This is a genomic window from Maridesulfovibrio pacificus (SeqCode) (genome assembly GCF_048612815.1).
Lineage (GTDB): Bacteria > Desulfobacterota > Desulfovibrionia > Desulfovibrionales > Desulfovibrionaceae > Maridesulfovibrio > Maridesulfovibrio pacificus.
Map to the genome: position 1 here is coordinate 853,274 of NZ_JBLZNE010000001.1, position 20,106 is coordinate 873,379.

At 47.5% G+C, this 20,106-nt stretch carries 23 protein-coding genes; 2 read left to right on the plus strand and 21 right to left on the minus strand.

The genetic code is table 11. The features are described 5' to 3' along the window. Window positions 1–2: 2 nt before the first annotated feature. The 19 genes from pilP to ACNI23_RS04170 form a co-directional block, all read right to left on the minus strand. Window positions 3–719: a type IV pilus biogenesis protein PilP gene (pilP, locus tag ACNI23_RS04080; RefSeq protein WP_420246933.1), complete on the minus strand. Its 717-nt coding sequence runs from the start codon at window positions 717–719 to the stop codon at window positions 3–5. Then, window positions 706–1,959 carry a type 4b pilus protein PilO2 gene (gene pilO2, locus ACNI23_RS04085; RefSeq protein WP_420246934.1) on the minus strand — a complete coding sequence of 418 codons (1,254 nt, stop codon included), beginning with the start codon at window positions 1,957–1,959 and terminating at the stop codon, window positions 706–708. The genes pilP and pilO2 overlap by 14 nt, the downstream gene beginning before the upstream one ends. A 2-nt stretch (window positions 1,960–1,961) precedes the next feature. Beyond that, on the minus strand, window positions 1,962–3,461 hold the full coding sequence (locus ACNI23_RS04090; protein WP_420246935.1) for a secretin GspD/PilQ domain-containing protein: 1,500 nt from the start codon (window positions 3,459–3,461) through the stop codon (window positions 1,962–1,964). 2 nt (window positions 3,462–3,463) lie between these two features. After that, complete coding sequence (locus ACNI23_RS04095; protein ID WP_420246936.1) at window positions 3,464–4,192, minus strand: TcpQ domain-containing protein; 729 nt, start codon at window positions 4,190–4,192, stop codon at window positions 3,464–3,466. Beyond that, entirely contained in the window at window positions 4,189–5,193 is a 1,005-nt protein-coding gene (gene trbG / locus ACNI23_RS04100; protein ID WP_420246937.1) for a P-type conjugative transfer protein TrbG, read from the minus strand. Before trbG ends, ACNI23_RS04095 begins: the two co-directional genes overlap by 4 nt. Before the next feature lie 8 nt (window positions 5,194–5,201). Continuing rightward, window positions 5,202–5,861: a VirB8/TrbF family protein gene (locus ACNI23_RS04105; protein ID WP_420246938.1), complete on the minus strand. Its 660-nt coding sequence runs from the start codon at window positions 5,859–5,861 to the stop codon at window positions 5,202–5,204. A gap of 19 nt (window positions 5,862–5,880) precedes the next feature. Further along, window positions 5,881–7,335: a P-type conjugative transfer protein TrbL gene (gene trbL, locus ACNI23_RS04110; protein WP_420246940.1), complete on the minus strand. Its 1,455-nt coding sequence runs from the start codon at window positions 7,333–7,335 to the stop codon at window positions 5,881–5,883. Between the two features lies 1 nt (window position 7,336). Continuing rightward, window positions 7,337–8,137, minus strand: coding sequence for a P-type conjugative transfer protein TrbJ (trbJ, locus tag ACNI23_RS04115; RefSeq protein ID WP_420246941.1), 801 nt, complete (start codon window positions 8,135–8,137; stop codon window positions 7,337–7,339). Then, window positions 8,134–10,584 carry a VirB4 family type IV secretion/conjugal transfer ATPase gene (locus ACNI23_RS04120; RefSeq protein WP_420246942.1) on the minus strand — a complete coding sequence of 817 codons (2,451 nt, stop codon included), beginning with the start codon at window positions 10,582–10,584 and terminating at the stop codon, window positions 8,134–8,136. Before ACNI23_RS04120 ends, trbJ begins: the two co-directional genes overlap by 4 nt. A 9-nt stretch (window positions 10,585–10,593) precedes the next feature. Further along, entirely contained in the window at window positions 10,594–10,893 is a 300-nt protein-coding gene (gene trbD, locus ACNI23_RS04125) for a conjugal transfer protein TrbD (RefSeq protein WP_420246943.1), read from the minus strand. Further along, window positions 10,890–11,201 carry a TrbC/VirB2 family protein gene (locus ACNI23_RS04130; protein ID WP_420246944.1) on the minus strand — a complete coding sequence of 104 codons (312 nt, stop codon included), beginning with the start codon at window positions 11,199–11,201 and terminating at the stop codon, window positions 10,890–10,892. The genes trbD and ACNI23_RS04130 overlap by 4 nt, the downstream gene beginning before the upstream one ends. Further along, entirely contained in the window at window positions 11,185–12,156 is a 972-nt protein-coding gene (gene trbB, locus ACNI23_RS04135) for a P-type conjugative transfer ATPase TrbB (RefSeq protein ID WP_420246945.1), read from the minus strand. Before trbB ends, ACNI23_RS04130 begins: the two co-directional genes overlap by 17 nt. After that, window positions 12,156–12,569, minus strand: coding sequence for a hypothetical protein (locus ACNI23_RS04140; protein WP_420246946.1), 414 nt, complete (start codon window positions 12,567–12,569; stop codon window positions 12,156–12,158). The genes trbB and ACNI23_RS04140 overlap by 1 nt, the downstream gene beginning before the upstream one ends. 9 nt (window positions 12,570–12,578) lie before the next feature. Then, complete coding sequence (locus ACNI23_RS04145; protein ID WP_420246947.1) at window positions 12,579–13,298, minus strand: P-loop NTPase; 720 nt, start codon at window positions 13,296–13,298, stop codon at window positions 12,579–12,581. Between the two features lie 17 nt (window positions 13,299–13,315). Further along, window positions 13,316–13,792: a TraK family protein gene (locus tag ACNI23_RS04150; RefSeq protein WP_420246948.1), complete on the minus strand. Its 477-nt coding sequence runs from the start codon at window positions 13,790–13,792 to the stop codon at window positions 13,316–13,318. Window positions 13,793–14,031: 239 nt separating this feature from the next. Beyond that, window positions 14,032–14,412: a RidA family protein gene (locus tag ACNI23_RS04155; RefSeq protein WP_420246949.1), complete on the minus strand. Its 381-nt coding sequence runs from the start codon at window positions 14,410–14,412 to the stop codon at window positions 14,032–14,034. A gap of 18 nt (window positions 14,413–14,430) precedes the next feature. Next, complete coding sequence (locus ACNI23_RS04160) at window positions 14,431–15,414, minus strand: hypothetical protein (RefSeq protein WP_420246950.1); 984 nt, start codon at window positions 15,412–15,414, stop codon at window positions 14,431–14,433. A 76-nt stretch (window positions 15,415–15,490) separates the two neighbouring features. After that, a complete protein-coding gene (locus ACNI23_RS04165; RefSeq protein ID WP_420246951.1) occupies window positions 15,491–15,844 on the minus strand; it encodes an STAS domain-containing protein in 354 nt (117 codons plus the stop codon). An 83-nt stretch (window positions 15,845–15,927) separates the two neighbouring features. After that, window positions 15,928–17,046 carry a histidine kinase dimerization/phosphoacceptor domain -containing protein gene (locus ACNI23_RS04170; protein ID WP_420246952.1) on the minus strand — a complete coding sequence of 373 codons (1,119 nt, stop codon included), beginning with the start codon at window positions 17,044–17,046 and terminating at the stop codon, window positions 15,928–15,930. Between the two features lie 356 nt (window positions 17,047–17,402). On the opposite strand from ACNI23_RS04170, the gene ACNI23_RS04175 reads away from it, so the two are divergent. Together ACNI23_RS04175 and ACNI23_RS04180 are read left to right on the plus strand one after the other, a co-directional pair. Continuing rightward, window positions 17,403–17,936, plus strand: coding sequence for a PilZ domain-containing protein (locus tag ACNI23_RS04175; protein WP_420246953.1), 534 nt, complete (start codon window positions 17,403–17,405; stop codon window positions 17,934–17,936). 1 nt (window position 17,937) lies between these two features. Then, window positions 17,938–18,141: a hypothetical protein gene (locus ACNI23_RS04180; RefSeq protein WP_420246954.1), complete on the plus strand. Its 204-nt coding sequence runs from the start codon at window positions 17,938–17,940 to the stop codon at window positions 18,139–18,141. 71 nt (window positions 18,142–18,212) lie between these two features. On the opposite strand, the gene ACNI23_RS04185 is transcribed toward ACNI23_RS04180, so the two are convergent. Together ACNI23_RS04185 and ACNI23_RS04190 are read right to left on the minus strand one after the other, a co-directional pair. After that, window positions 18,213–18,944, minus strand: a complete 732-nt coding sequence (locus tag ACNI23_RS04185; protein ID WP_420246955.1) for an amino acid ABC transporter ATP-binding protein — start codon at window positions 18,942–18,944, stop codon at window positions 18,213–18,215. After that, the gene (locus ACNI23_RS04190) at window positions 18,944–19,957 is read right to left on the minus strand and encodes an amino acid ABC transporter permease (protein WP_420246956.1); all 1,014 of its coding nucleotides are present in this window, start codon (window positions 19,955–19,957) and stop codon (window positions 18,944–18,946) included. Before ACNI23_RS04190 ends, ACNI23_RS04185 begins: the two co-directional genes overlap by 1 nt. Window positions 19,958–20,106 lie beyond the last annotated feature (149 nt).

Genomic DNA, 20,106 nt, shown 5'->3' on the forward strand with positions numbered 1-20,106 from the left:
ATTTACTCCTTGAACTTCAAGGCAATGTTCTTACCGCCAGAGCGGACCAGAACTTTATTGGGGGTTATGGATACGACCTTGCCGGGACCGGCGTTATTGCCGACCCGCACAGTCTCGATACCTGCGGAACTGGAAAGGGTAGCGGAAAGCCTGCCGTCCACGCCCTGAATGGAAACAACCTTGGGCCATGTGGGGCGGTGTTTCTTCTTGGTTGTGGACTTTGAACTTGAGGCTTTAGTCGGAGCCGGGACCGGAACGGTCAGCTCAAGCAGCTTCTGGTTTTCTTTGGCGAGAGCCACCTGAAGCTTTTTGTAAGCAATCAGACTGCGCAGGTAGTTTGCATCGCCAAGGCTCACCGCAGGTCTTGCAAAGACGGGAGTGGGCTGCGCAACCTGTTCTATTGCTTCAGGTTCAGTTGTCTGTTCCTGTTTAGCGGTCGCGTTTTCAGCAGGCACAGCTTCTTGTTTTTGAGCTTCATCAGTGCTGTTTGAGCCGGTCATGAAAGCTACGATGGCCGTGGCATTTGCAACGCTGGAGTTAGAAGCTCCGTTTGTAGCGTTGGCCTGTGCCATGGTTCCGGTCGCATTAGCTGAATTGGTACTATTTCCTGTAACCACGTCGATCAGAAGTTCTCCCTCCGGATTCAGGTCGGCCAAGTCATCGGCGAAGACCGGAATGGCGATAAGTAAGAGCAGAAAAAGCAGGCTAGTAACTCGCATAAATCTGGCCCTCCAAGGTGCATTGGTTGTTGGTGAAGTCGATCTTTGAAAGGACCAGACAAGGGATGGAATCCATTGCTGTGAAGAGCGCGTCCTCGATCGTTACCCCGACCGGGAGAGCGGAAAGTTTCCACTCTCCCTTGACCCATGGAGCTGTGACGGCAACGGCTTTTTTGAGGATCTTGTTATTCAGCTTCTTGGTTTCCGGAGCTTGCCAAGTGAGGTTCAGCTTGGCTCCGAGATTGCGGGTCAATTCGTAGAGTCGAGCAGTGGCAGCACCCTTTTTGATAAGGTGTTGTTCAGGACGTTTTTCTGCTTCGGGGTAATTGATGGTCAGGTCCGCCAGTTCAGGCTTTGCGCCGAGAGTGGAATTGATTTTCTTAACGGTCGGGCGGTTGGTGAAATCCGCTCCTTCCTGATGTAGCCAAGCCATGTAGATGCCATCTGCATCACGCACTATGGAGTTAAGTTCCCAGCCAAGGGTGTATGGTTCTGTGTTACGCACGGCGCGCAGGAATTCATGAGCAAAGGCTGACGGCAGGGGAGTTTCTTTCCAAGCCATAGCAAAAAGCTGTTCCGGATCTTTTTGGACGGTTTCTTGTTTCTGGAGTTCCTTCTGCCGAGCTTCACGGGCAATCCTGCGTTGCTCAGCTTCACGCAGATCCTGTTGGTGAGAATCCCACATGTACCAGCCTGCGCAGGCTGTAAGAATGACGGCAACTCCAATGATGAGTTTTAAGTTGGAGTGTTCCGGATAGAGCGATTGAACCCGTTCAGAAGGTTTGAGCAGTCCGTCAAAATGAGACAGGGATTCATCCACTGACTCGCAGATGTATTCATTGTCTTTGTTCCAGCTAGACATGGACTTCAGACTACTAAGATGGGCTTGTGCTTCCGTGCGTGAGCTGAAGAACTGATCACCTTCAGCAACAATTGTTTTTTTACTAACCGCGCAGACCCACCAAAGATCGTCTGCAAGGCAGAACATACCGATCCAAGTGTCGGTAGACCTTTCCACCAGCGCGCAGGCCAGAGAGGGCAACCGTTTGATCTTGTCTCCTTCGCAGGAACCAAGGCCATACTGCTGCTTGCGAGGAACAAGGCAGTTGTATTTGCGATCCTTGAAGTCTTCGGCGACAGAGCGAGCCTTTGCAAAGAGCTGCTTCTTTCCTTTGCCGTCGAGTATCTGCCACCAGAAGCCGATGGCGTATTCTTTCTTTTTAATCTTGATACTACGCATGGCTAAACTCCGGCACTTTCCATCTCAATGGTGATGATGATCAGGCTTTTGCCGTATTTCTGGCTGTGTCCGCCTGCGCTGATGCCGATCCCTTTGGATTGCTGGTCGGTTTCCTGCTCGAACCCGGCAAGGACCAGAGTCTGGCCGCATTTCATTTTGACTCGCTGGCTGAAGCTGCGGGTGGAAACCTGCGGAAGCTGGATAGTCAGATCTCCGGAAGTGAACTCGTCCATGGAATCAAGGGATGAAAGGGTGATGTTGTATTGCAGGATGGCCTTACGGTTGTTCATGATGTGCGGGATCACAGTCATGGAAAAGCCGGTGGAAACTTCACCCGGTGTCAGCTCGGAAGTCTGCATGGAATTTTCCGTTGTGGTGGAGCTGATTCCGGCAAGGTAGGTGTCGCGCTTGACCACCTGAACAGGCAGGGCCTGATTGTTCATTACAATCCCGGACCCGGATGTAAGCAGGGTGGTGCGGCCGCGCTGCTTGAGTGCGCGGAGCATGAGCTTGGTATCTTTCCAGTTGCCGTCCAGAATTGCAGCGGTGAGTGTCCCGGCCCCTGAAAGAGTGGTGTAGGGCTGGCCACCGAGGATGCTGAAGCTTGATTGTCCGGCTTTGAGCATGGATTCAATGTCAAAACCGACATCAGCATTACGGTTCATTTCCAAGGCCCAAACCTTGACGGCCAAGGCAACCTGCCTGCCCATCTTGGTGTTCAGGGATGTGATATAGTTTCCGACTCTGCGCAGGACAGTGGCGGTGTCGGTAACAGTGACCATTCCGGCGGCTTCGTTAACTACAACTCGCCCATCCTTGGAAAGCATCGCTTCAATGGATTTTTCGGTGTCTTTCCAGACATTCCCTTCAAAGCTGGCTTTGTTGGTCTGTGAAGTCTGACTGACGCTGTCCGAGGTCTTGGTGGTCTGACTCACTCCTTCCATGCTGCTGGAATCGGAAGAACTGCCGGAAGTCTGGGATTTGTTGGTGATGGTCGATTCGTATTTGATGCTGCCCGGAGCAACTGCAAGATTGAATGACTTGGTCTGCAAACGCGCAATCTCAACTTTGCCGCTAAGTTCATCATATTCCCAGCCCATGCCGAAATATTCACACATGGTGTTCAGCAAATTGGAGAGCTTGCCATCGTAGTTGATGCGCATGCGTTTCTGCTTTTCTTTGCCGGTGCTTTCTGCGGCTTCCACTTCAATGTGCAGCGGTACAAGTTCGTTGATCCATTTGGCGATCTGAGAAGCTGTGCCGACCCGATTGGTCAGGGTTACGCGCCGGTTGAAGATTGAAGGAAGTCTGTTGTCGTCCAGCTCCACCGGAATAGCTCCGAGGTATGGAGCATGGACAATTGAAACAGTCTTCTTGCTGCTGGCCGCTCTCATGGAAGCCGCGCGGCTTTTCACCGAGCGTTCCTGCTGGGAAGGCTGGAGCGGTGCGCAACTGCAAAGGGTAAAAGAAAAGATGAGTATGAGTAGCAATGTGCGTTTCATGCTTAATCCTCGCTGACAACAATGTGTTTGTTCTTTTGGTAGAGAGTCACGCGAAGGGAGTTCCCGTTGGCGTGCATTCTTGAAAAGAGGCGTTTAACAGCCCGTGGAAATGTGTCTCTGAAAGTGGCGTGGGCCTGCATTTCAAAATCGTGATTTGCTTTCCAGACCAATGTGTATTCTGCGCGACCGGCCCAGCGTTTGAGCTGGTCACGAAGACCGCCGGGAACAATGGACCAATCTTCATTGAGGGGTGATTCAACCTGCTCGGCATCACCGCCCACAAATTCAAAGAAAGCCGGTGTCTGGGTTAGCAGGCCGGACTTTTCAAATCCTTCGAAGGTCAGGTTGTAGACCTGTCCAAAGGACCAGCCATCCGAGGAACCGAGATAGAGGTAATAGAGCGTGCTGTTGGTGATGGAATCGAAGACCATATTCATGTCCAGCACATTGGGATCAGTGGTTTTAGGACTGAATTGAAATCCCTGTTCGCGCAGGTTGGCTTCAAATTTCCAGCCGCAGGGATTGTCGGAAACAGTCAGGTGCAGCACGGTACGGCCCGGAGGATAATGAGCAGCAACCTTGAGCGCGGCCTCCTCAACGATGGAATCAACTTCATGCTCCTCGTACATGGGCGCAGCCTGTTCAACTACTTCGACCTGCTTGGTCATGGAACGCCAAGAATTGCAGCCGGTGGGGAAGAGCAGCAGGATGATCAGAATCAGGATTCTCATTTGGTCACCTCAATTCGTGTAATCTCCACTTTGGCCTGATCCATTCCGGTTCCAGCCACGAGGATTGCTTTTTCAAAGATCTCATCAACGATCATGGCGTTGCCTTTGACCCGGTAATTGACGATCGCTTCCTGTCCTGCCTTCTCAACCAGCAGCACTGGGATCTCGGTTTGGGTGGAAGTCCTTGGAAGCTGAATGAAAGTGCGGATTCCATCATTGTAGACGCGCATGGGCTTCCAGCTCGCATCATCACCGCTGATGGTGTAGCTGAAATCCAAAGTGGAAAGGTCCACGGTCTTGCCTTCAATCTGGGTGGTGTCCCAGATGTCTTTTTTCTTTTTGCGCTTCAGGCTGGCCTTCAGAATCTTCTGTTGATCTTCCGGGTAGATGAAAGAAACGTATGGATTGTAATCCTTGCGTCGGGAAACAAGCTTCAGATGATAGACTCTGCGGTCAGTGGGAATGACGGCAGTAGTCACAAGCCCTGCATCAAGGGGCTTGATAAGAATATGTGTAGCTTCCCTTCCCGGAGTTCCGGACTTGCTTAGTGCAATCATCCAGCGTGCGGTATCACCGACAATCACATCATTGACGTTTTCACCAGGCTGAAGTTCCAGATCAGAGGTCATGAACGGTGAGCAGATGATGCTCGGCATGGTAGCCCCGAAGATGTGAACCACTTTGCCGTTCTCCAGCAGGATTGGGTTAATCTTGCGGTTGATCCACTCCTTGGAAAGCTTCAGGGCTTCCCATTCTTTACTATTAAGACGAACGTTTGTTTTAGAGATGTAATCCGGCTGCGCCATCACAGCGGTCGAATAAGACTGATTTTTACCCGTTTTGGCGGCATTTTTTCCAGTTTTAGGCGGTGAATGCTGTGCAAATACCTTGTTCATCAATCCCTGATTAGGATCTTGCTGTTCGGCCTGCTGCTGATTAGGAGCAGCCCAGCCGGAACAGGCTATGAGAACAAGGAATAACGTTAAAATGAGGTGCTTCATTTCGGCTCCTATTGTTCGAGAAGTTTTGCCCAGGATAATTCCGTGACATAAATGCCAAGCGGATTCCTGAGGATCTGGCTTTCTGTTTCTGGGGGAGAGATGCGAACTTTCACAGTCGCTTCGTAATGAGTGCTGGACTGGGCAACACCGGAGTGATTGCGCACGGTTTCCAGCCATTCGATACGCCAGCTTTCTGAGCTGACCGGAAGGGGAATCCCTTTAACATCAACCTCAACGAGAACCTTCTGGCCGCGCTGATATGGGTTGTTTTTCTCGTACCAACTTTTGGTTGCACCACGGGCTGCGCCGGTTACGAATGAAGACATCCGCTTAACCATTTTCTTCTGAAGCCCGATGTCAGCGGTAACGGTCCGCCAGTTGACGATGAGATTGGCCACTTCAGCTTGAATAATACGTTTGGGAACCGGGCCGATTTCATCCGCGCGGGTTACGGAAAGGACTTGGCCATGTTTGTCGACTTCGACGGTGTACGGAACAACCTTGCTTTGTGTTGCCTGCACAAAATTCATGGTCATGGATATGGCGGTAATTAGAAGGCAGCCAAAAGCGAAGAGTCTCCAGTTCTCAGCGCGTTTGATGTATGAACCATATCGTTCAAGCCACTCTTCTTTGGCTGTGAGATATGGGTTTTCAGTAGATTTAGACATAGATCATTACTCCAATTAGTTAGGGAAGCTGGAAGTTGGTGGATGGTCCAGCAGGTTGTTGCATTTTGAAGGCTTCATGATGGGAAGTAATGGTGCTGCGCAGATTGCCCATATTGGTCGCGCCTATGTTGTCCCGGACTGCGCCGCCGAGGTTTTTAAATGCTTGCATGCCTTTGCCGAACCCGGTGGCACCTTGCGATCCGGCCATGTTGAATGCTTCCTTGAGGGTGTCCATTCCGCGCTTAGCTTCGACCGCACCGCCAAGGGTTTGTGCCGGCATTTGCATCGCGGTCATGGTTGTGATCCCGATTGCAGACATTGCAGAAGTCAGCGCGCCTCCGCCGGAAACTTGGGAGACGTTGACTATTTCCGCTACTTTGGCAGGAATGAATTTGACGAGGGCCAGAATGAGTATTGATGAGCACACGACTAGGAAAATGTCGGCGAAGCTATGAGTGTTGAGGCTTGTGAACTTAACGATGAAGTCCATGCTCATGCCCATAAGTAGCTGTAAGGTAAAAAGCTTTGCCGCAACAGCAAGGGAGTATTTGAGATAATTGACCGCGTAATCTTTTGTGAATTTAGAGCCACCAAAACCGAGAAGAATAGCTCCTGCGTTTAAGACGATGATTGATTCACATTTGACCATCACGATTTGTGCGGTCATAAGGGCAAAAGTTACTGCTATTATAATGCAGCAGATTACAAGCCCAAGACTGACATGAGGTTTAGTGATGGTTAAATTGTTCAGTAGGTTGCATATGATGTCATATCCATACAAGAATACAACTAAAGGCTTTGCTTCTGGTGCCCCTGTCTTTGTTGCAACGCTGTTGAAAGAATCAATTAATGCTGTTGTCCATTCCGCGCTATGAAAGACAATTGAAGCCATGAAACTTGCGTAAATAATTAGCAGTACGAACTCAGCGAGTTTCTGTTTCAGGTCGTATTGTTTGAGTGTTGCTTGAATTCCAAGCCACGCTAATTCAATGGTGACTAGATATTTGAAGAGTGTAATTGAATAGCCCTGAATGGTTGGTCCCCATGTTTCGGCTGTGCTTTTAAAGTCGCTAAGTAAATCTAAAGGGAATTTTCTGTTCTGTGAGACTTTTTCCAATTCTTCGGCAAATACTGATTCTGGGAAAAAAAAGATAAATACTATGCAGATCAACAAGCTGAAAATATTGACGTAAATGTATTTTGAATCTATTTTTTTAAAAAATAAAGATAGGAGTTCTAATGCGCTTGTTAATTTCTCTTTTAAATATTTGTTTTTTAACTGTTTTCCTTTCAGCTTGTGATGGGAGTGACGACGTAATAAAGTCCCAAGGAACTGAAAAAAAAGCTCAGGTAAGTGAACAAGAAGTTGATCAAGACACAAAGGCTTACTTTCAGAATAATGAAAGGAAAGAAATCGATGCAATATTGAAAGATATTGGTGAGAAAAAGGATTAAGAGTAATGTGTTTGTTCATGTTACTCCCCTAAGTCCTTTAGAAGTTTGGCTATTTCTTCCTGCTCATTGTTTTTAAAATAGCGCAAGCTATCCAGTTCCTGAATCTGATCAATCTTTTCCTTCTTCTGCTGGATCTGAGCCTGATTCTGGATATGCATAGCCATGAGGGCGCGCAGCTTTCGCATCTCTGAAATTTGGATGGAAGATAGTTGGTTGGCAGCTTCTAATGCCTGCATGCGTCCTTCCGGCGTGCTCAAAAGATCATCTATGTATGAATCAAATTCTTCTGACTCACTGATTTCTTTGAGCTGCTGCCCGGAAAGTTTAAAGGTGGCCTCGGTCGCTTCATCTACTCGACCAGACCACTTGCTGTAGTATTCGTAATACTGGGGATTCACTTCACTGGCGGGAAGTCCAACTAGCTCTTTCGCTGAGTTGAAGTTTGGATAAGCTGCATGATAAATTCCACCTAGCACATCAATATCTGCAACGGTTTCGCGTAATCCCATGGTAAGAGACGCCAATTGTTTAAAGTCTCTGATCACACTGTTTTTTATGGCAAAGGGCAGGCGGACGGTGTTTTTGACCATGTTGACGTACTGATCAATATTTTGCTTCACCATCATGATTTGTTGCTGGGTCTGCATCATTTCTTCAGCATAAGTCCGGTACATGGATTCAAGCTGTTCAATGTTGGTCACGCGCTCCAGCATTTGCAGGATTTTATCACTGCAATTGGTGCAGGTGACGGTCATGGCGCTAGCCGGAGCTGAGTTCATGAGCAGAACAACTGTGAGAATGAAGGTAACTGCTGATCTCATTTTGTGTTTTCCTTGTTTCTGGGTGCCCATTTGAAATCTCCCTGCCTTTCTTCAAGCCATTGTTCCGGCCAGCTTGGGCCATGTTCTTTTTCAAGTTCCTTGATACGGGCGATGTGTCCTTTGCCGGATGAACCGACAAAAGAGAGCGCGACAGGACCGAGGGCTAAGTTTATGAGCCTGCGTCCTTCAGGTGTCACAACGTAGTAGTCGCGTTTTGGAGCTGCTGAGGTAATGATCTGGATCTGGGTGGAGTTGAGGCCTAGACCTTCATAGTGCGGTCGTTGGTCTTTGTCTGATGCACTGGGATTAGCCAGATAGATTTTGGTCGGGCAGGATTCAGACAGAACGCCCATGAGACCCGATTTAGCCGCATCTTCTAAAGACTGCGTAGCCAGAATAACTGCGCAGTTTGCTTTACGCAGAACCTTCAGCCATTCATAAATCTTGTCCCGGAAAACTTTATGGCCAAGCATGATCCATGCTTCATCCAGAATGAGCAGAGAGGGCTGTCCTTTAAAGGACTTTTCTATGCAGTGGAAAAGATAAAGAAGGACAGGAATGAGGTTCTTGTCTCCAAGGTTCATCAAGTTTTCAATCTCGAAGACCATTAAGTTCTCAATGCCAAATCCATCCGTCTTAGCATCAAGTAGATGGCCCATAGCCCCGGCATTGGTGTAATGCTTAATGGCTTCCCTGAGTTCTTCATCCTGCACAAAGTGGTAAAAATCAGTAAGAGAGCGCATGTCTTTCGGGTTGTTCCGGATTGAATTCATTGCCAGATGAATTGCATTGCGATGCGCAGGAAGGACAACAAATCCTTGCAGAGTCACAAGAGTTTCAATCCATTCTTCAGCCCAGGCCTGCTCGGCATCAGAATCAACATTCGAAAGCGGGGCAAAAGCCAGTTCGGAATCATCGCCGGCTATTTCATAGTGAGTTCCCCCGGCAGCTTTGCAGAGCGGAAACATGGACATGCCTTTATCGAAGGCAAAAATGGATGCATTTTTATATCTTCTGAACTGGGCGTTAATAATGCCGAGAAGTGTAGATTTACCGGCTCCGGTCGGGCCGAAAATCAAGGTGTGCCCGATATCGCCAGTATGCAGGTTTAATCTGAAAGGTGTTGAACCATCAGTGGCGCAATACATAAGGGCCGGGGAATTGGCTGGAAATTCCGGTGAAGGGTTAAATTCATTACCAGGCCAGATTGTCGCTAATGGAAGCATGTCCGAAAGGTTCATTGAATTAATGATCGGCCTGCGGACATTTGCATATGAGTTGCCGGGATGAGTTCCAAGCCATGCTTCAAGAGCATTGATTGTTTCAATGCGGCATCCGAATCCTTGACCTTGAATCAGCCGGCTGATGAGTCTGGTATTATCTTCAAGCTCTTCGGGATCTGTTCCATGCAAGACAATGCATGCTGTATAGAAGCCGGCAGAAACTAGGCCGGATTGAACTTCAGCAAGTGCTGTTTCTGCATCTCCAGCCATGTTGAGTGCATCCTGATTCGGTCTTGGATTGGCCTTGTTGAACATCAGGTCGAAAAATTTAAATACCTGCTGCTGCCATGTTTTACGATATAAGGTGAGCTCTTTTTCTGCTTCAAATTGATCCATGCAGATGAAGCGGCTTGAAAATCTGTATTCTAAAGGGATTCCTTCAAGGCAGGATAATATTGAGGGCCAGCTCTCGGCTGGAAATCCGTCTATGGCGATGATCTGGATCTGGTTCTTCCCTATGAAAAGTGAATCGCCGGCGATCAAATCTTTGCAGCCGATAATTGCATCAAGATACATGGGGGTGGAGGGCAGAATTACCGGGTGGTTTTCGCCAGTGGTACATATCTGTAAGAATGTGAGCAGCGGTGAAACTGTTTTGCTGTTTCCGAATTCATCTTCATATGTATAGTCGGCCAGTCTCTCAAGCTGAAGGCAGAGAGAAAGAGAGTCTTCAAGCTGAAATAGTGTTTTCTTGAATTCGTTGATCTGCTTGTCGAGCTGGTTGTGACCACCAGTCTGCCCAGTTGCATATCTTTTGATTTTTTCTTGCCCTAACTGTGGTGTGCAGGTCACAGCCAGAAAAGTACTGGTTGTGTAGAATTCACCGGATTCAAAAATGTTCCTCCGCTCCTCATCGATCATCGCCGTGATTCTATCCGGAAAGTAACTTGCCGCCGGAGCAGGGTAGCCAGTTGCAGGAGTTCGAATGGCCTCAACATGACACATCCAGCCAGAGCCAAGAGGCGCAAGAGCTTGATTTACTCGTGCGCTTATTGTCGCCAGTTCCTGAGGTGTGCTTGATGCTGTATCTTGGGATCTGAATATCCAGCCGGCCAGAAGCGCGCCGTTTTTGCAAAGGACAATTCCATTATCCACCATGGCGGCATATGAAAGTAGGTCCGGTAGGCTTTTCTGTTTATGGCGGTAGTCTTTAAGCTTGAGCATGATTACTTCCTACCTACGCCAAGGTGTAGATTTGGCGGGATATACGGTCTGGTATGCGTTTCTTCTCAGCCATACCTGTGACATTTGAGGATCTTCTTTCGCCATCATCCGAAGCAGAATTACGCTGGTGAGCCAAAATAAGAGAGCTGCGCCGGCAGAGATGAGGTCTTTGCCGACCACGACAAGAATGAAGCTGATCAGAGCTGAAGACATGACCAGTTCTCGTTCCGCACCAAGGACCAGAGTATGTCTATGTAATGAACGGTGAATGACAACCGTCCTTACAAGTAATTCTTGGCTCAAACTCACAGGATTGCTCCTGTGAAGGTAAAAACGGCATTCACTATGGCGGATGCAAAAGCGATAAAGCTAATACCAATAATTATGCTCAAGAACATCTTAAATCCCTCACCAAGCTCAGCCTTTTTCATGATGAAGGTAATCCCAGAGATTGCGAGCGCGATGGCAGAGATTATTCCGCCGACAGGACCAGCTACGGTGCCTAAAACCTTTTCAACCGGTCCTTTGAACTCAGCAATTCCACTGGCTGAAGCTATTTCCGGGAACAGCAAAATTGCCGATAAAAGAAGTAAGGTAATTTTAGTGTTGTTTTTCATTATGAATGTACTCCAACATGTATTTTTGATTTACCGGGTCGTAGCCGGAAACCGTTGCCACTTCAGTAACCGCGCGGCCTGTCCGCGTGCGGCAAATGAAAATTATAAAATCCACGGCAGAGCCGATTAGATGCGGCATGGGAGATTTTGAAGCTTCGGAAATAAGTTGCTCAATACGATAGAGTCCTTCTGCCGCAGAGTTGGCGTGAACCGTTGCGATCCCGCCAGGGTGGCCTGTGTTCCATGCCTTGAGCAGATCCAGAGCCTCCCCTCCACGAACCTCACCTACAAGTATCCGGTCCGGGCGCAGTCTCATTGTCGCCCGGACCAATGTCTGGATGGAGGTGTGTCTGGAGGCCCGGAGAAAAAGCGTGTTATGGGATTGGCTTTGCAGCTCCGCAGTATCTTCAATGATGATCAGGCGTGCGTCCGGCTCAATTTCAGAAATTGAATTGATGACTCCATTAACCAGAGTCGTTTTTCCGGAACCGGTTCCACCCACCACCACAATGTTCTTTTTTGCAGTTACAGCAGTCTTAATTGAGTCCATGACTTCCATGGTCATGATTTCATTTTCCACATAATCTTCCAGTGGGAAGACCTTGCTGGCTTTTTTGCGGATAGTGAAAGAAGCTGCCTTGACGATGGGAGGAAACAATCCTTCAAAGCGACTGCCGTCAATGGGTAGCTCTCCCTCAACTATTGGAGATTCTTTCGTGACTGTGGTTTCCAGAGAACTTGCGACAAGCGAGATGATCATTCTTGTCTGCTGGGGCTGAATTTCTCCAGCTTCTTTCATTTCTTCGCCAAGTTTTTCAACCCACAGTTTGCCATCAGGGTTAACCATGATCTCAACAACCTCCGGATCTTCAAGAGCTGCCATTATGATGGCTCCCATATTGTGACGAAGGTTTTCAATAAGACGGTCATCTTGTTCGTGTGCAGGGCCATTCATTATGAACCCCACACAATGACTGAAAGTGAAACAGCAATAGACAGACAGAACATGACCCCGGCAAAGATAGCTAATCCCCTCACTGATCCAAGGAAGTTGTTCATCTGGCCCTGATGTTCATTGATTACACTCAGGCAGTTTTCGATGTTCGCTTTGACTGCTTTGCTAAGCAGGCTGTTGGTGGATTTGCGCACTTCCAGAGCAAAGGAAGCAACATGTTCTTCCATGTCCTCTGAAAGTTGCTGCTTATGGTTTTGCAGCAGCCTTTCATACTCATCCAGAGCTGCGCGATTTATAGTCACGGCAACGAGGATGGGATCATCCTCATCGAGCAGCAGATTGTGCTCTTTTGCAATGAGATCGCGCACACTCTGAATGGTGAGGGGGGCGTTGTCAGGAGTCTGGTCAGACATCGTAATCCCTTACATTCCGCAGTTCACAAGTTCTGTTCTCATTTCATTCCAGAACATTTTGAGACGCTGCCTGGTCATGATCGGCAGAGTGCTTTCCTGTGCTTCTTGAAAGGACATTTTTGCTGTCAGCAAGTTTTCAATGTCCCGGCCAAAGGTTTCCTTTTTCTTCACAGGAATGCGGACTAATGCGGCAAGGCGATGTGAATTGTCTTTGTAGACTTTGAATTCTTCGAAGCTTTTACCTTTCATGGCGATATGGCCGAAAAAGCCATTGAGCCAGATGTAAATGGGAACCTGAAATGTCTTGAGCAGGGAGCTGAGTCCGCTGAGTGTGTCAGGGAGTGCCTGACCTCCGGTAATTACTGTGTGCAGGTTGATGTTGTGGCCGGCTTCAGCAAGCATCGGGAAGACTTGGTTGTCAGCAAGATAGCTGGCAAGAGGGACGAAAGTAGCGGCTCCGTTATCAATGACCATTTCCGCATCATCAGGCAGGGCCATCATCAATTCGACAAGAGTATCGAATCGTCTGGGATCAATGTCGTCGCCGTCCATGATATCAAGAGAAGTGACGCCAAACTTTTGGTATCCTGAGAATGTTGCGTTTACCGGGTCGGTATCCACGCAGGAGACTTCTTTGCCTGACTCCAGAAGATGTTGAGTAAGAAAGCTGGCGACAAGGCTTTTGCCCACTCCGCCTTTACCTTGAAAAATTGCATTAATAGTAGCCATAGTTTCACTCCTTGTATTTATTTACCGATGAGCTCATCGAGCTTTTCGTCGGTAACGTTCTTTTCGTGGATAAATGCTAAATCGTTTTCAGGCTGCCCTGCATGAGGACCGCCTCCGCGTAGGGGTACAGGGAGTGCGGAGACGGTCCTTACAGCAGGAGTGCCTGTTATGGCCGGGGGTTGGGTGTTTGTCATAGATGCAGGCGAACAATGCGGACTGTAGAGCGCTACGTAATGGCAGAAACGCTGATAGCTAATGGTCATCCTGCCATCACTGGTGAGGTGGTCATGAACAGCTTTGCGGGTATGTCCTGCAAGGAGGTTTTGTTCGATTTCCTTAACAAGGCCGAGATACTCAACCCGTCCTTTGCCTCGCTGGGAAGGTTTGATCTTAGAGGTCATGCAGCCGCTCTTTGTTATATTGATGGAAAGTGGGTAGACTGTGTCCTGAATGTGTCTCAGGGCACGGGAAAAGAGTGCGGTGATAGGCATCATCGCATTTATTGGAAAGATTGCTTTATTAGAGAAAGGTGGGACAGGAGTGGGACAACCCCAGTGATTTATATAAAAAGAGGACTCACCAACTGTTGTTCTGTAGTTGGTAAGTTCTTGATTTTGAATCTTTATTTGCTTGTCGGTGACACAAAGTAGAAGGGCACAAAAAAGGGACCGCGAGGTCCCTTTCAAAGCTTTAGCAAGATGTGTCTTAGAAAAGCGCGAAGCGTATCAACTTCCTAGATGGCCGCAATGCACTTGATTTCCACGAGTCCGCCTTTGGGGAGGCCGCTTACTTCGATGGCGGCCCGTGCAGGCTTGTGGCTGGAGAAAAATTCGGAATAGACTTCGTTTACTTTGCCAAAGTCGTTCATGTCTGTCAGGAAAACATCCACACTGATAACCTTGGTCATGGAGCTTCTGCAGGCTTCGAGGATGGATTTGAGATTTTTAAGGGCTTGCCTTGTCTGGTCCTGTACGTCATCAGAGATAAATTCCCCGGTTTCCGGTACAAGGCCAAGCTGACCACTGACAAAAGCCTGCGAGTTATAGATAGTGGCCTGCGAGTACGGGCCGATTGCTGCGGGAGCATTTTCGGTGTTTACGGTAGTAACGATCATAGCCATTCCTTTAGTTTTTTAAGATTGTTTGGGGAGACCCCATAAATATTTGTCGGCAAAACCGGCCGGAATAAATTTTGTTATCTGGACCAAAGCGGCGACTATCATACAGGACATGATCAGTCGTCCCCAGAACAGGCCGGATACGTGTCCACCTATCATCATGAGCAGCAGGGTGTCTTCAATCAGGCTGTGGCAGATACTCATCAGTGTCAGTGAATAAAAGACATCCTTTTTATCAATGCGCCCTGATTTTGTTTCATGGATGATCATTCCGCCGCCGTATGAAAGCCCCATTGTCAGGCCGACTACGGTAAGAGCTGAAGCCTTGGTGCCGATTCCCATCATGGTCAGGAAGGGGCGCAGCAGGAAATCCATTGCTGCAATTACCCGTAATTTGGTCAGGATACGCATGATTGCCAGCAGGCATAAAATGATACCGAAGATGGAAATCAGGTTGCGCAGTTCACCAAAGGCCCATTCTAAAATTGTTTTTTCGACTGCGGAATTGTCCGGAGTCAGCAGGATGTTTGCAGGTCCCTGCAGAACGTCGAAATTTTGGTAAATAAAGTGAAGTACCAGGCCCATCAGGAATGCAGCCCCCATTCGGATAAGCAACTGGAATCCCAGTTTGGGACCGGAGCTTTGTACTACCCGTAGTTCAACAGGCATCGAGTGGGCGACAAGAATCATCGTGCCGAGCACAGTTGCTTGAGCGGCGGTAAGGGGCTGGTCCTGAGCCAGACTCAAGAAAACGATTAATCCGCTGTATATGTTGTTAATTAATGCAGTAGCCCAGACAAGTCCCATTTCTCCGGGCAGGCCTACCATCTTCATAATCGGTGCCAGCGGGGCGGCTAGATATCCGACCAGATTAAATTCCTGGAGAATTTTGACGGCAATGACTACCGGGATCATGATTTTGAACAGATCGAGACTGATGCGGGCAGCATCTTTGAAGGTAGCAAGAGCAGGTTGAATTAAATTATCTTTGAGAGACATATTGGCAGTGGGTGGAGGTGGGAAAAAAATAAACCGGGCAGACTTTTCAGCCTGCCCGGTTTTATATCAATTTCAGTTAGGCCAGCATTTTGTCTTTCAGGCCATTAACCGCATCATCTTCTGTTTCAAAAAGATCAAAAACTTTGTGCAGGGCGGCAATGTCGATAATTTTCTTTACCCTGTCACTGATGTTGAACATGGCAATGTTGCCTTTTTCTTTCATCAGTTTATTCCGCAGTGTGATCAAGGTTCCGATGCCCATGCTGTCCATGAAATCAACACTGTCCATATCGAGTGCTACATTAAACTGTTTCTCTTCGAAAATGGGTTGAATCTGACGCTGAAAATCGTGACTTACTACGTGGTTCAGTTCGGGAGATTCAATTTTTACAACGGTGATTTCATCTATTTGTTTAAAACTAAGTTCCATTCTTTATTCCTTCTTCAGTAGTTCTATTGCAAGGATCACGGCTAGCAAACTACACCGCCTTTTGATTTCAATCAAGTCTGAGTTTATCCCGGAAAACTGATTTGAAAGGTGGCTCCATTATCATTGAAAAAATGAACTTCTCCATTTAGTTGTTGCGCAAGCGTTTCCACAAGGGTCATGCCCAGAGTTCGTGAACCGCTGATGGAGAAATTTTCAGGTAATCCGACTCCATTGTCTGAGACTTCCAATTTAATTCGGTCGTTATCTCTGTGCATGGAGACTTTTAGTTCACCACCAGAATTCATTTCATAGGCATGGGTCAAAGCATTTGAAACCAGTTCATTGATGATCAGACCGCACGGGATAGCTGAATCAATCCCCATATGGATGTCATTAATATTATAGGTAGGGTTGACTTTGCCATCAACAGAATACGAGCGAAGTAAAAAGTTGATCAGGGTCAGGGCGTATTCACTCATATCAATGCGGGAAAGGTCTTCTGAACGGTACAGCTTTTCGTGCAGCATGGACATGGATCTGACTCTGTGCTGGCATTCTCGCAGCAGGTTGCTTGCCTCTTTATCATCAGTATAGCCGCTTTGCAGGCTTAGCAGGCTTGAGATTACCTGCAGGTTATTCTTGACCCGATGATGGATTTCTTTGAGCATGACCTCTTTTTCAGCCAAAGATGCCCGGACCAGCCCTTCAGATTTTTTACGTGCGGTAATCTCCTCAGAAAGAACTTTGTTCATTAATTGCAGCTCTTCGGTTCTTTCGCGGATTTTGCATTCGAGCTCTTCTTTGTAGCGTTCGTTTTCAACTAAAAGTCTCGCTCTTTCGCGGGTTCGCAGGATTGCATTTTCCAGATCAGTAAGATCTGTGATCGGTTTTGGAATATAGTCCCATGAACCAAGTCTTACCGTGGCAATTACATCCTCAAATGATCCTGTTCCGGAGACTACTATTACCGGAGTTTGAGGTGCTTCCTGACCAAGCTGCTTGAGAACTGAAAGACCGTCCATTTCCGGCATTCTCAAGTCAAGAAGGACAACATCCGGTTCCTGCTCGTGAAATATTCTTAATCCTTCATGGCCATTGCTGGCTTGGAGGACTTCATACCCGCTATCTTCAAGATAGTGTGCAATGGAAAGGCGAACGCTCTCATCGTCATCAATCGTCAGTATTTTAGGCGTTTCATTCATGGACAGTATCCGATTTATAGTTAGATAGGATTTTGAATTGGAATCTGATGCGCATTAATTTGCGATGTCGGTTGTTTGAAGCAGAGGCTTAAGTTATATTAATGCTTGAAAACCTTTATAACTGTGTAATTTTTGATTTTGTGAGTATATATTGTTAATGGCTGTTAGCCAAGCGGATTTTATTTTATGGAGGTTGATTAAGGGTGGATAGAATGAGAATCCTGCTCGTTGCAGCTCCCGGAGATAACCGGGGGGTATATGTTCAGGCTTTAAAAAGCTTTGATTTGGATTGCGACGTTGCCGAGTCCCTTCATGAGATTTCTCGTAAGCATAATAAGGTAAAGTACAACGGATTTTTGATTGATATTCCTACCTTGCTTCGTTCTACTGCTGCGGATAAGGCGGATGCAAATCTTTTGAGCGATAATTTCCCGGTTATGAGACTTAGCTATAAAGCGGCTGAAGGTATAAGGTGTATTCCTACAGGGAAATTTTCCGGGCATGGCACTTCTTTAGAGGAGTTTTTTCGGGAAAGCTGCAGGAACTTTACAGCGAGGTCTTTACGTGGCACCAAAAGGGCGAACAAGGTTTTGAATGTTTTGCTGAACAGGGACATCAATTCCTCTAAAAGCCAGATGGAAAAAAGCGTAGCCTTGAATTTTTCAGCTGAAGGCTGTTTTTTATTTTCTGTTACACGGTGGAAGAAGGGCGATACCCTCTGGGTGGCATTTATGGAGTTGGATGACAAAACTCCAATTAAATCGGAAGTCTTGTGGACTGTGCCTTGGGGAGTGAAATCGCAGATGCCCGGTATCGGGCTGAGATTTATGTCTCTTTCTGAGGAACAAGCGGACCAACTTGATGAATTAATACAGGCTAAGAAGGTGTGACGTGAGTGAATTAAAGGAAGATAAGAATTTTGAGAGACTGCTGGAATGCATGGCTCGCGGAATTCTTGTGGGTGGATCAGTAGGAGCCATTGCGGGATGGTTTTTCATGGATCTCCAGCGAGCATTGTTGCTGGGAATGCTTGTGGGGTGTGTTGCGGGATTAACCATGAAGAATGTACGTGATAAGCGTGACAAGAAAGATTAAACCTTTACATATTTCTAATAAAAAAGGCCGCTTCCATATGGGAGCGGCCTTTTTTATTGTTGTCATAAGGGCTACAGGATCTGACTGAGGAAAGCCTTGGTCCTGTCTGATTCAGGATTGGTGAAGAAGTGGTCCGGGGTGCCTTTTTCAATGAGCATCCCTTGATCCATGAAGACAACTTCGTCTGCAACTTCGCGGGCAAAACCCATTTCGTGGGTAACCACGACCATGGTCATGCCTTCCTTTGCAACTGTCTTCATTACATCAAGAACTTCACCTACCATTTCCGGGTCAAGAGCTGAGGTCGGCTCATCGAAGAGCAGAACCTTGGGCTCCATAGCCAGTGAACGGGCGATGGCAACACGCTGCTGCTGTCCGCCTGAAAGCTGGGTAGGGTAAACTCCGGCCTTGTCGTGGATGCCTACTTTCTTAAGCAGTTCCATGGCTACTTCACCGGCTTCCTTTTTTGTCCTTTTGCGGACTACGGTCTGGGCGATGGTCAGGTTTTCCAGCACGGTTTTGTGCGGGAAAAGGTTGAAGGACTGGAATACCATGCCTACTTCTTCGCGGATTTTGTTGATATTTGTCTTGGGAGAGAGAATATCAATTCCGTCAATGAAGATGTGGCCGGAATCAGCGTATTCAAGTCTGTTCAGGCAGCGCAGGAAGGTTGATTTACCGGAACCGGAAGGGCCGATAACAACTACGACCTGTCCTTTGTCCACAGTATGTGAAACATTGGAAAGGGCCTGCACTTCATGGGGAACATAGAAAGTTTTGTATATGTTTTTTACTTCAATCATTATCTCTGCACCATTTTCTTCTCAAGGTACTGTACAAACATGGAGAAAGCAAAAGTCAGTACGAGGTAGAGCAGTGCACAAAGGAACCACAGCTCAAACGGCTGCAGGCTTGTGGATACCGCTTCCCTTGTGCCTTTGGTAAGTTCTCTGATTGCGATAACTCCAAGCAGCGAGGAGTCCTTGATCATACTGATGAACTGTCCTGCCAGCGGGGGGAGGATTCTCCGGAAAGCCTGAGGCAGGATAATGTGTTTCATGGCATAGTATTTTGACATACCCAGTGAACGGGCTGCTTCCATCTGTCCGCGGTGAACGGACTGAATACCGGCACGAACGATCTCAGCAACATAAGCACCCGCGAAAATTGCCAGTGATGCTATACCGAACCAGAGCGGTGGGATCTGGGGGATATCGTATTTTGCAAGCATGTTGTTGACGAGTGTTCCCAGTACGAAATACCAGATGAACATCTGTACCAGCAGGGGGGTACCGCGGATAAGTTCAATGTAGGTAATTGCGGAAAGCTTTAACGCAGGGTTCTGAGAAATACGGGCCAATCCTGTGAAAAGCCCGAGTATGATAGCGAAGACAATGGCTATGGCACTGACCTTGAGGGTTACAAATAAACCGTCAAGGATGACACCGGGTTTCCATTCTTTTAGGACTCCGATAGTGTCGCCGACAAAAACTGTGTCGTCTTCGTAAACACGTATCCCGGAAGCAGGTATTTCATACTGCTCGGATTCGTGGTTTTCCCCGGTTACAGTAACGATGGCATTTTTCCCCTGCTCTTTAATAGAGGTAATGTTGCCTTCGATATCTGAATTGATATTGATTTCGTCCTGATAATAGAAGTAGTTCGGAATACGCTCCCAACGCCAGACATAATCTACCTGCTGTGTTGCCCAGTATAGGCCGAACATGGTGGCAAACAGGCCGATGAAAAATACAGTCTTCCAGAAAAGTTCGTAGTTCCGGCCTTTGCCGGGAGCTCTCAATGATGTTCCACTCATAATATAAGCCGATTTTTAAAATTTAAGTTCTTACTACAAAAAGCAAAAATTCAGATTGCCGGGAAAGGGTCGATGAATATGGCGCTATCGACCGTTTGTCAACAATCTGAATAAAGGGGCGGATAATCCGCCCCTCATAAAACTCATAG